At 43.8% G+C, this 11,451-nt stretch carries 11 protein-coding genes; 4 read left to right on the top strand and 7 right to left on the bottom strand.

Features of this window, described 5'->3' with window-relative positions; translation table 11 throughout:
* Window positions 1-145 (bottom strand): transposase (locus JMW94_RS13805; protein ID WP_201604774.1); only part of this gene is annotated, 145 nt, incomplete at its 3' end.
* A gap of 413 nt (window positions 146-558) precedes the next feature.
* Between JMW94_RS13805 and JMW94_RS13800 the strand changes: the two genes are divergently transcribed.
* From JMW94_RS13800 to epmA, 3 genes are all read left to right on the top strand, one after another.
* On the top strand, window positions 559-1,686 hold the full coding sequence (locus JMW94_RS13800) for an AI-2E family transporter (protein WP_087813935.1): 1,128 nt from the start codon (window positions 559-561) through the stop codon (window positions 1,684-1,686).
* A gap of 60 nt (window positions 1,687-1,746) precedes the next feature.
* Window positions 1,747-2,859 (top strand): 4-phosphoerythronate dehydrogenase, encoded by a 1,113-nt coding sequence (locus JMW94_RS13795; protein ID WP_087814052.1) that lies wholly within the window; start codon window positions 1,747-1,749, stop codon window positions 2,857-2,859.
* Window positions 2,860-2,931: 72 nt separating this feature from the next.
* Window positions 2,932-3,957 carry an EF-P lysine aminoacylase EpmA gene (gene epmA / locus JMW94_RS13790; protein ID WP_087813936.1) on the top strand — a complete coding sequence of 342 codons (1,026 nt, stop codon included), beginning with the start codon at window positions 2,932-2,934 and terminating at the stop codon, window positions 3,955-3,957.
* Between the two features lie 116 nt (window positions 3,958-4,073).
* Here the strand turns inward: epmA and JMW94_RS13785 are convergent, their stop codons facing one another.
* The 6 genes from JMW94_RS13785 to JMW94_RS13760 form a co-directional block, all read right to left on the bottom strand.
* Entirely contained in the window at window positions 4,074-4,712 is a 639-nt protein-coding gene (locus JMW94_RS13785; protein WP_087813937.1) for an NAD(P)H-binding protein, read from the bottom strand.
* 174 nt (window positions 4,713-4,886) lie between these two features.
* Window positions 4,887-5,336: a YaiI/YqxD family protein gene (locus JMW94_RS13780; RefSeq protein WP_087813938.1), complete on the bottom strand. Its 450-nt coding sequence runs from the start codon at window positions 5,334-5,336 to the stop codon at window positions 4,887-4,889.
* Window positions 5,336-6,688: a 5-(carboxyamino)imidazole ribonucleotide synthase gene (locus tag JMW94_RS13775; RefSeq protein ID WP_087813939.1), complete on the bottom strand. Its 1,353-nt coding sequence runs from the start codon at window positions 6,686-6,688 to the stop codon at window positions 5,336-5,338. Before JMW94_RS13775 ends, JMW94_RS13780 begins: the two co-directional genes overlap by 1 nt.
* Before the next feature lie 190 nt (window positions 6,689-6,878).
* Entirely contained in the window at window positions 6,879-7,439 is a 561-nt protein-coding gene (gene purE / locus JMW94_RS13770; protein ID WP_087813940.1) for a 5-(carboxyamino)imidazole ribonucleotide mutase, read from the bottom strand.
* Window positions 7,440-7,538: 99 nt separating this feature from the next.
* Window positions 7,539-8,504: a metallophosphoesterase gene (locus JMW94_RS13765; protein ID WP_201604773.1), complete on the bottom strand. Its 966-nt coding sequence runs from the start codon at window positions 8,502-8,504 to the stop codon at window positions 7,539-7,541.
* Window positions 8,505-8,686: 182 nt separating this feature from the next.
* Window positions 8,687-9,295, bottom strand: a complete 609-nt coding sequence (locus JMW94_RS13760; protein ID WP_045443506.1) for a rhomboid family intramembrane serine protease — start codon at window positions 9,293-9,295, stop codon at window positions 8,687-8,689.
* Between the two features lie 374 nt (window positions 9,296-9,669).
* Between JMW94_RS13760 and JMW94_RS13755 the strand changes: the two genes are divergently transcribed.
* Window positions 9,670-11,304 carry a hypothetical protein gene (locus JMW94_RS13755; protein ID WP_201604772.1) on the top strand — a complete coding sequence of 545 codons (1,635 nt, stop codon included), beginning with the start codon at window positions 9,670-9,672 and terminating at the stop codon, window positions 11,302-11,304.
* Window positions 11,305-11,451: the final 147 nt, after the last annotated feature.

The raw sequence follows: 11,451 nt of genomic DNA, 5'->3' as shown, positions 1-11,451 counted from the left end.
TGTCACGCCAAGGCGCACCTGTGCGTAGCTTCCACAGTATGGCTTCCATGACCTCTCGACTGTTTTGAGTTTGATAGCAGCCATGCTGTGTCATCGTTGATTGAAGTTGATCCCAAAGCGTATCTGTTAGTGCTGTTCTTGCCATGACTTGTACTTCTCGCAGCGTCTCAATAGATGCGGTATTGTAACTATTATTTATGGCTTAACCAATTGAAGACACGCCCTAGTAAGCTTATACAGAGAAAGTTGTAAGTAAAGATTACAACATATCGTTATATCATTATCGTATTTTGCGGCATAATAAGCCGTGATAATCGCTTGATATTTATCTTGCGTTAGTCAAAACTATCGTCCGTAAGTATGTTACGGTATGCTACGATTTGATGCTCTCAAAGCAGGTTTACTGGTACTGATTGTTTACACCCCTCGCTAATGAATACCGCTAATGGACAGGGTCTTTTTATGGGCACCGTCTGTGAGTTGATATTCATCACACATTTATAAACTTGCCAGCAAGGTCGCGATAGATCTTCGCTGTCTGCTCTTGGTTTATACGCTATGATTGAAAATTGGACAAAAGAATTTATTATTCAGCGCTTATTGGCTATTACTCTGTTGGTGGTGCTGTTCGTACTGTGTTTTCAAGTGGTACAATTTTTTATTGTACCCGCATTATGGGCGGCGATTTTAGCGTATGTTACCTTTCCTATTTATAACTTTTTTTACGAAAAAGTAAAGCTGAGTCCTAATTTTAGCGCTGCTATTATGACGGTGAGTATCTCCTTAATGATAGGTGTGCCACTGGTTATCGGTGTTTTTATTCTACAGCAAGAAGCCTTGAGCCTAATCAGTAACTTGATTTATCGTATAAAAGTGGGCTATTTAGATGTGCCTGATTCTATTAAAGATATGCCTATCATCGGTCAGCAAGTGAAAGATGTGCTGTGGAGAATCAATAAAAACCCAGAAGGGACGTTAGAGGCGTTTCGTATCTGGGTACAGTCACATTTATATTATGGCAAAGTAGCATTTGATGTGGTGTTTAGCGGTCTTGCCAAGTTAGGTATGGCGCTGATGACGTTGTTTTTCTTTTATCGTGATGGTACCAGTTTGGTGCGCCAAATTCGTCAAGCACTGCGTAATATCATTGGCAATCGCATCGATGGTTATATTGATTCTGTGGGTACGACCACGCGTGCGGTGGTTTATGGCATTGGTTTGACGGCATTGGCACAAGCACTGCTCGCAGGTGTGGGTTACTACTTCGCTGGTGCACCAAGTCCTATCTTACTCACTATCGTAACCTTTATTATCGCCCTGATTCCGTTCGGCACGCCATTTGTGTGGGGCGGTGTATCCATTTGGTTGTTAAGCCAAGGTCATACTGTAGAAGGGATTGGCTTGGCACTATGGGGCACTTTGGTTATCAGCTGGGTTGACAATCTCATCCGTCCTATTGTGATTAGTGGCGCGACCAAAATCCCTTTTATTATTATTTTTATTGGTGTATTAGGTGGTCTAACGGCTTTTGGCTTTGTTGGTTTGTTTATCGGTCCTGTGGTGCTAGCCATCGGATTGGCGGTATGGCGAGAATGGATATCGCAGCATAAAAATGAGATATTTGCCCCGCAGGATTTGGTATTGTCTGACAACCAAACGTTGCCACCAGTCAATGACTCAGAGTAGAGGCACATAGTCATGTTAAATAAGAATACTGCAAGCGCTATGCAAAATAGAGCGAACTCTATTGACAGCATTACTATCGTGGCCGATAGCAATATCGCAAGCTTGGATGCGTTTTTTAATGCTTCGATGCTTGGACAGGTGCCTGAGCAGACGGTCAATATAATCACCGTCACTGGACGCGATATCAATGCGCAGTTGCTCTCAGAATTACAACCTGATGTGCTGTTGATACGCTCGGTGACGCCAGTAGGCGAGGCATTGCTAGCCAATAATAACAGCGTAAAATTTGTCGGTTCGGCGACTATCGGTACCGATCATGTCGATCAAGACTATTTGGCGGCGCGAAATATCACTTTCGCCAATGCGGCTGGATGTAGTAAACATTCTGTCGCGCAGTATGTATTGACGGCGATTTTGACGTTGCGTCCGCACTATTGGCAGCAATCCACGAAGCCATTAACATTGGGCATCATCGGACTTGGTAATATTGGTAGTACGCTCGCTCAGTATGCCAATGATTTAGGCTGGCAAGTACTAGGCTATGATCCACTACTGCCTACCTCGAATACGAATAATGCTAGCCTTGAGCAAGTGCTTAGCCAAAGCGATGTGGTTAGTTTGCATGTACCTCTGACAGACGAGAAGGGTGATGTGCACCCTAGAGGCGGCAATTATCCAACACGGCATCTTATTGATGCAGATACATTGGCCATGATGCCTGCGCATACTTTGCTGATTAACAGTGCACGAGGACCAGTCATTAATGCGCGTGATTTAGAAGCAGATATTGAGCGCACAGATCGCCAAGTAGTGCTCGATGTGTTTGAATTTGAACCAGAGATTTCTGAGAGTTTATTGTCCAAACTGGCTATCGCCACCCCTCATATCGCAGGCTATACGGTCGAAGGTAAGCTGCGTGGTACGCAAATTATCTATGACGCGCTCTGTGAAAAATTGGCAGTGGCACCTGTTCAGTCCATGCATAGTTTACTGCCGCTTAATACTTACCTCTGGTCTGAGCTAAAAGCACATCCAGACAGATTACAGAAATTTTACGACATCATGCACGATGATGCTGTACTAAGAAGCAAGCTGGCTGACGGTCAAATAAAGGGTGCTGACTTTGATCAGTTGCGCCGAGATTATCACTTACGCCGCGAATGGCAGTGGTAAAAGTTAGGCAGCCTTCAACCCTAAAGTAGCATCTGAGAACTTATTCTTATCCTTAAATTGCAGTAAATAATAATGACCCAAGCAAGTAATTCTCCTTCAAAACCCAGCTATGCGCCGACCATGACATTGGCAATGGCTCAGCAGCGTGCGCAATTGATGAGCACCGTTCGTCAGTTTTTCGCCACGCATCAAGTGCTTGAAGTGCAAACACCGCTACTATCGCAGGCTGGTAATACCGATACTTTCTTACAATCAGTCGCCGCACAAGTGACTTACCAAGATAAACCTTGTACTTATTATCTGCATACTTCACCTGAGTTTGCAATGAAGCGTTTACTTGCCAGCTGGCAAGTGCCTATATATCAAATTTGCTCCGTATTTCGAGATAATGAAATAGGCGTACGCCATAATATCGAATTTACCATGCTTGAGTGGTATCAGCCAAATTATAGTCTGGATGATATGGCGGCTGAGCTGAGTGAGTTATTAGCGGCGCTTTATGGGCATTCAGTGGTGATGAGTCATTACCGCTATGTTGATGCGTTTATGGATTTTGTCGGCATACATCCGCTGACAGCTAGCCTTGATGCTCTGCAAGCGGTAGCAGAAGATAAGGGTTTGACAGGTTTTGATTTTAATAGCGACTTGGATAACACAGAAGATGGCGAAACAGATGTTCGTCAAAGCTGGCTGGATTTGCTGTTTAGTCATGCGGTCGAGCCAAACTTGGGTCATGACTTACCGACCTTGATTATAGAATATCCGCCTGCCACGGCGGCACTGGCAAAAACAGCGGTTGATAAAGAGGGCAATACAGTCGCTAAACGTTTCGAGCTGTATATCAATGGTATTGAGATTGCCAACGCTTATGATGAGCTAGCAGATGGACAAGCGTTAAGAGAACGGTTTGAGCGAGACAATCAACTGCGTAAGCGTCATAACCTACCACAAATGCCAATCGATGAGCATTTATTAGCAGCATCTGATGCTTTAATTCCCTGTAGCGGTATCGCCGTTGGTATTGATAGATTACTCATGGTAATCACAGGCGCGAATAGCTTAGAAGATGTGATTTCTTTTCCGAGCGGTTTGGCCTAGTCGATTATTAATAGACTTAATATAGTTGCCACTTATTTGACAAGCCTATTAGAAAAAAGCGAGTAACCCATTAGGCTTACTCGCTTTTTTCGTTTTAATCGCTGTAAAGTTGATTCTTATAACTGTGCAATCGCTTCATCAATCGCAGTCTCACCGTTATGCATACTAAAGACTTTCTTGACGGTATTATTGGCATTTAAGACGGCTGCCAGAGTAGTCGCCACATCGGCAATTGAATTTTCTCCAGCATTATCATCGTTGACAGTGATTTTACCAGTTGCTTCGCGCTCTTTTAGCGCCCCTGCTTGAAAGATGGTGTAATCAAGGCTACTGTTATTAATTAACCACTGATCCGCATAATGCTTACATATATAGTATTCTTTTAGGTCAGCAATACCAGCATTGTCCCATTTACTGGTGTCTAATGAAAAGACGGTGCTAAGCATGATATAGCGCTTAATGCCTTTGTCCTCTGCGGCTTGCATGGTTTTGACCGCCCCATGTAAATCCACTTCTAAGACGTCTTTACCGCCAGACCCTGCAACGAAATAGACAGCGTCAATGTCTTGATCAATTTGCTTTTGTATAGCCTCTTTTTCGGCAGTGATATCTAAATCGAGTTGGCTATAATTGTCATCGGTAAACAGTTTTTCTTCTTGGCGTGTCGTGCCAATAACTTGATGGTTATCCGCTAATAGCTGCTTGACCAAATCCGTTCCCACTCGACCACTTGCCCCAATTACTAAAATTTTCATTGTCATTCCTATTCTTATATACGTTATCGTTGTTGTAAAAACTGACTATAGCGTATCAAGAAAAAAAGGCACACTTCGTTATGAAGCGTGCCGATTGCATAGTGTTTGGTTATGGCGTGTATACAGTTTGCAAAGTGGATAAGATCAAAAAATCAAAGACAAAGCGGGTGAAAACTAGCGTACCAACTTGTTTAATCCATCAGCAAAAGCTTTTTTATCACGATCGCCATAAGGTTTTTGACCACTCATTTCTTGTAGTTCGAGCACGCCAGTACCGCGCATGGTATCCATGAAATCACGCATATTGAGCTTTTGCTTGATATTATTTTTGTCGTAGACCATGCCGCGAGAGGTCAAGACCATACCACCTTTGTCCAAAATGTCATTAGCCAAAGGAATGTCGCTAGTAATAGCCAGATCGCCTGGCTGTATTTGCTCAACGATATAATCATCGGCTTTATCGAACCCTGATGGCACCACCGTCATGACAAGCAGTGGTGACTTACGCAGTTTGATCGGCTGATTGGCGACGAATATTGCCATGGTTTGCGTGCGTTCAGCGGTTTTGATAATCAAATCTTTGGCAATCAATGGCACCGAATCGGCATCTACCCAAATCTGCATTATTTTTTAGCCTTTTCTGTTTTCGACTTAGTGTTGATAGCTTTGTTTGACTGGTTATCTTTAATACTGACTGCTGCATTCTCTAAAGCAGTGTCAGTATCAGTCGTGGTTAGACCATCTGCCGCTTTTGGCTGGCTATCAATCGCAGATGGTTTTTTCTCAAGTCCCATTTTATTGGGTAGCGTAGCGACGAGCTTGGCCAAAGCAGGCTCTAAGTCGGCAACGTCGTTTGGCATCAAGGTAATATGCGCAATTTTGCGGTCATCGCGTTCTGCTTTATGGTAGCTATGATAGTGTGCGCCATCGATATTTAGTACGGCGCTGATATCTGGATATTGACCCAAGACATTGAGCATAATCGCTGGATGCACGTTGTCGGTATCACCTAATGGCAGATTGACGACGGCGCGAATGTGGTTTTCGAACTGGCTAGTGACAGCGCCTTCAATGCTCCAATGTCCTGAATTATGTACGCGCGGCGCAATTTCATTAGCGAGTAGCGTGTCATGGCCACGCGCATCTTTGGTCACAAAGAGCTCAAGTGCCATCACACCAACATAGTCTAAATGGTTCATGATTTTGGTGATGGCATCGGTTGCTTGTTTGAATAAATGACTGGTGCCAACGGCAGGCGCTTGGGTCTTGGCTAAAATACCATTATGATGATGGTTTTCGACCAAATCGTAGCAACGAACCTGACCATTTTGTGCGCGTGCGGCGATAATAGAAAGCTCGCGGCTAAAGTTAATAAAACCTTCTGCAATCAAAGGTGCAGGCGTTGGCGTTAGTGAGCCCTTACCCGTAACTGCATCTTTGAGATCTTGCCATGCCGCCTTGATATCACTGTCTTGTCTAATCACGAACTGACCTTTGCCATCATAACCACCACGGCTGGTTTTTAGGACGATAGGCAGTCCTAATTCATGACAGGCTTGCTGCAAATCCGCTTCAGAGTTGACAGCCATAAAGGGTACAGTGGCAATATCAAGCGAATTGAACATTTGCTTTTCTTTCAAGCGGTCTTGAGCGATATCAAGCGCAATCAATGGCGGAAACATGCCTTGTTTGCTACCTGATTTTGATAGATCAGTCAGCTGTTCAACTGTCGCCGTTGGTGTGTTTTCAAACTCTAAGGTGAAAACGTCTGCTGCGGCGATGAAGTCTTCCAATTGATCGCTATGAAAGACGTGGCCGTATAGGCTAGCAGGGCAGTCAGCGCTGTCTTCTAAAAACACACATTGGTAGCCCAGTGGCATCGCTGCTTCGGCAAGCATCATACCAAGCTGACCACCGCCTAAAATACCGATGGTACGAATGGTTTGGGTAACAGGGTAAGCGTTCGCTGTAGTCATGGCAGGCTCTTTGAGTTAAAAATGAATAATATTTTGGGTGTATTAAAAGGCGAAAAGTCATCTATTAAAATAGGAAAAGGTGCATTACATGCACCTTGTATTAAGTAAAACCCATCTAAAAATAAATATCAAGTAAATAGCAGCTATGTCTCAATAATGGGATTCAAGAACCGCTATCAAAGACAGGTAATTAGCTATTGATGATGCCGGGCGTTGGGCTAGCAAGGATGGTATCAGTTTGCATTTGGCGCAGATTGTCCAGCTTAGCCGCAATAGTCTCATCATTCAATGCTAACACTTGAATCGCAAGCAGAGCAGCATTGTAAGCGCCTGCTGAGCCAATCGCTAATGTGCCAACTGCGACGCCTTTAGGCATCTGTACGATAGACAAGAGACTATCCCAACCGCTGAGCATAGAAGACTTTACAGGAACACCAAACACAGGTAACGGCGTTTGACTGGCACACATGCCAGGCAGATGAGCAGCACCACCAGCGCCAGCGATGATAACTTGTAGACCGTTATCTTTTGCACTTTTTGCATAGTCAAACAATCTATCAGGGGTGCGGTGTGCTGACACTACTTCACAATCAAAAGCGATATCAAAGTCTGCGAGCAATTGCGCTGCCGCACTCATGGTTGCCCAATCAGATTGTGATCCCATAATAATGCCAACTTTCGGCTGACCAGCAGGGGAGGAGATAGGGCTGTTGTGATCCATCGTGTTAACAGTAGCTGTTGTGGTGCTCATGCTTTGATATCCTCAAAAAGACCATCATACAAAAGTTTTGTTGCCTTCGTAAAGCCAAGTTTGATTTTTAATAAGAAAGCGGGGGCAATAGTACCAATTTTATGGATTGGGGTTTACCGTTTTATCATGGCGATATTGGAGAAAGTTACTGGCTTTTAGTGGCAATGGTTGCTCAGTATTGAGCTGATAACAAGTCAGATATCCGCTGTCTACCGCCACTGAATAATCAGTACAGGCAACTTGTGAACTCAGTGGCTCAGGCGTGCCAGTTAACCAATAATGACCGACAAATACCGCTTTATTCGTTTTCAGAGCGAAATCAATATTTTCAGCCAACACCTCTTTTGGAATCTGAGCCAATGCTGATGCAGGCGCACGCGCCACCTCGTAAAGACGGCGCTTATTCAGTCCGTCAAGCCACCAGCATACTCGCACGCGCTTGCGCTCAGTGCCTTCTTTATCGACCATGACCATGCCGTCGGGTAATGATGTTTCTACACCTTTTAATACCCGCTCTAGCGCGTCAAATGGCGCCGTGTTTTCTTTGGCAGTGGCGACTAGCCCGTGCGGCGTTAAACAGTTATCGTCAGTCAATAGTGGCTGCAATACCGCCATACTATCGACATCCCAGCAGGCATGAACAAAACAAGCGTCGTCTGTTTCAATCCATAAAGGCAGCTCATACAACCGATTAAGCCAATATTGATGACGCTCTGAGCCAAAAGCTATTTCGGCTAAAAATGCGGCATGTTGGCGCGTATGTATGTCATTGTGCGAGCGCAGATATTGGCTGGAGTTATCAGGGTCAAGTGTGCCAAAGGCGAGGGCGTTATATTCATGATTACCCATTATCGCATCTGCCACGTTAGCATCTAACATGGCAAAAACAATCTCTAAGGTAGCCAATTGCTGTGGTCCTCGGTCAATCAAGTCACCGATAAATAACGCCCGATGCCCTACTGGCGGTACAAAGTACGTGCCATTATGAACGTAACCTAGCTGCTCTAATAAACCAATTAACTTGTCTGCGTAGCCGTGAATATCACCGATAACATCTATCATCATAATAATTATCAAATTCTTAAATAGTTTGTTAAGTATAAGTTTGTGCAAAACATAACGCGACGTTAATCATTGCTTAGTTACTTAAACTGCCATCATAAACCAAGCACTCATTTCACTTTTTATTGCTGAGTTTTATTTCAATTTTTACCACTGAGCTTTATTGCTGAGCTTTATTACTAAATTTAAAGCCCAGGTGATAATAGCGCATTGATAAAATGCGGTAGGACTTGCGGTTCTAAAATAATCGTGGCAATAACCCCAAACGCGCCGCCCCACATATGCGCCATATGATTGATATTAGAGCCGCCCCGTTTGTCTGCATAGATACTATAAGCGATATAAGCGACGGCGAATAATATCGCAGGTATAGGAACAATCGCGAATAGGTAGATTTTTTCCCACGGTGCCAGCAAAATAAAAGCAAACAATACGGCTGATACACCGCCTGACGCGCCAAGGCTTAGATAGCTCGCATTGTTTTTATTCTTGAGGTAGCTTGGAATCATCGCAATGATAATGGCCAATACGTAAAAGACCACAAAACCATAGCCAAATAAGAACGGCTGATACAGTCCTTCAATAGCACGACCGAAAAAGTATAAAGTAAACATATTAAAGAGCAGGTGCATGCTATCGGCATGAATAAAGCCATGCGTGACAAAACGATCCCACTGCCCATTATTTACCGCTGGCGGATAAAAAATAAGTCGATTAAATACTGTTTTGTTTTGCCATGCCACTAAGCTGACAATAACCGTGATAATAATAATAAGGGTCGTATGATTGAACAAAGGAAAATCCTTAGGCTGCGCCTGATATGTGACAAGGTGATGAATAACAATGTTCAAAGCCTACGCATTATGGCTGAGTGCAAACTAAATAGGACTGACAAGCAATTATTAAGCATGAGCTATTTATAATAAAGTAATACTAACAGTAGTTATGACAATGCAAAAACTTATTATGTGACAAAATAGTGCATTTATATGCTTTTATAGTGAATAATATAGCAGGCTGTCAGGCAAATTGAGTAATGCTTCGTATCTTGACGGTAATGGCGGGTTAAATGAGAGCGGTATCCAAGCATACAGATGCTAACGACAAGTAAAATAAACGTTTCATGCGTTGGTAAATTTAAAATAAAGGCCGAAAGAGGCAGTAATTTATGAGTATTATCGACCAATTAGAAAAGACCGTAACGCCAGCTGTCATAGGTGAGCGCAATAGTCATGATAGTGTGGCTTACATCAGCTTATTGGAGCAGTTTTATGCCATCTTGGCATCACGTCTCGCCTTGCCGCAAGTGTATTCACAATTTATCCGCGCCGAGCAAGTGATGGTTGATAGAGCCACAGAAAGTTCACTGTTCGAACAACTGTGGCAAGATAAAAGTGTACAACAACTTATGATCCGAGAGCTGTCTGCCACCCATCATATTGATGAGTCTGCTACGTTACAGCTGCTCATCAATGCCGCACCACTGGCTTATCGTGAGCTGACAGTATTGGCAAACGGACAGTTTTTGCCAGCGTTTTTGCAGGGAGAGCAGGCGGCACTGCGTCAGTATTTACCGATGTGGTCAGCACCTATTATTACTGCTCCTCAAAACGTCAATAGCGCATCAGAAGCACACCCACACATCGCCGCAGATATTGATAGCGTACCAGTGCGTGACACCTCCTTGGATGGACGGAAAAATTCTCATATAGATACCAGTACGATCGCCGCAGCGACAGCCGCTTATAGACAAAATGCTCATACAGCAGATAAAAAAGATATTGGAAATACTGATGTAGAAAGTATGAGGATAGGTGATACCGATGGTCATTTTATCGCTCATACTGGCGCCATTCATGCCAATCCATCCACGCATCATTTGGCAGAAAATAGCAGTATGAAGCAAGAAAAAGTGCGTACTCGCAATCAACGTAATGATTTACTGGTACGGGTGGGTTTATTAATAGTAGCCATTGCCGCGATAGGGCTTGCTGCTTGGGCAATATTAATCAGACCGAACAACGCGCCGCCTATAGAAGCCGCTGCGACAGTGCCTGTTGTGGTAGCACCAACGCCTGCACCAGTAGCGCCAACGATGACTCCCATTGAGCTAATCGTTGGCGTAGATAACAGCGGTAGTCTGTATACCTGTAGTGCTACCATTGGCGATGCAGCGCTACAAAGCACCTTGCAACAAGCGCTCAATACCAGCTTTGGTGAGCAAGCGAGTATTTGCGAATTAACAGTACAGGCTGGAGTTGCCAGTAGTATTGCCAATTTACCAGAGGAAGTACTGCCCAATGTCTTGACGATGATTAGGTCTACGCCATTTGCACGCCTACACTTGCAGAATGATCGCCTTATGTTAGAAGCGCCAGACAGTATGCTCTTGCAACGACTGGTTACGGATATGCGTACTTTGATACCTGCCATGGTCATCGATAGTACTGCACCATTACCATTGCCTGAAAATAACGATGCTGATGCCAATGCAATGAATAATACGAATAACCAGTTTGAGAATGAGGGACCTGCCAACAATCAGTATGCTAATGACTATAACAACAGTGGGTCTGGAGAGTTCCAAGCAGCAGATGACGATGCAGGTGATCGTATCGTACCTACTCCTGCACCCAACAATTATAGTAACAATGCCAACAATATTCCCAGTAACATTCCTAACAATACCCCTAACAATACACCGATGAATAACAGACCGTCAGGTTCTATTTCAGAATCGGAGGTAGATGATATGGCAAGCACACTCATCATCGCTGAACCTGCGCAAGTAAGGAATAAATGATTGGATAATAGAGGTGTTTAACGATTGTTTGATCAATTTATCCATTGAAACAAGTTATCAAGTAAAAATGGCGGTATAAGTTGCTTATACCGCCATTTTTTCTGTTGATACCCAGTCAGAATTATGTAAAAGACCACAAAGTATCTG

The organism is Psychrobacter immobilis (assembly GCF_904846185.1).
In the GTDB taxonomy this organism is placed as follows: domain Bacteria; phylum Pseudomonadota; class Gammaproteobacteria; order Pseudomonadales; family Moraxellaceae; genus Psychrobacter; species Psychrobacter immobilis_B.
Note: the sequence above shows the minus strand (reverse complement) of the source record. Positions and strands in the feature narration are given on the sequence as shown.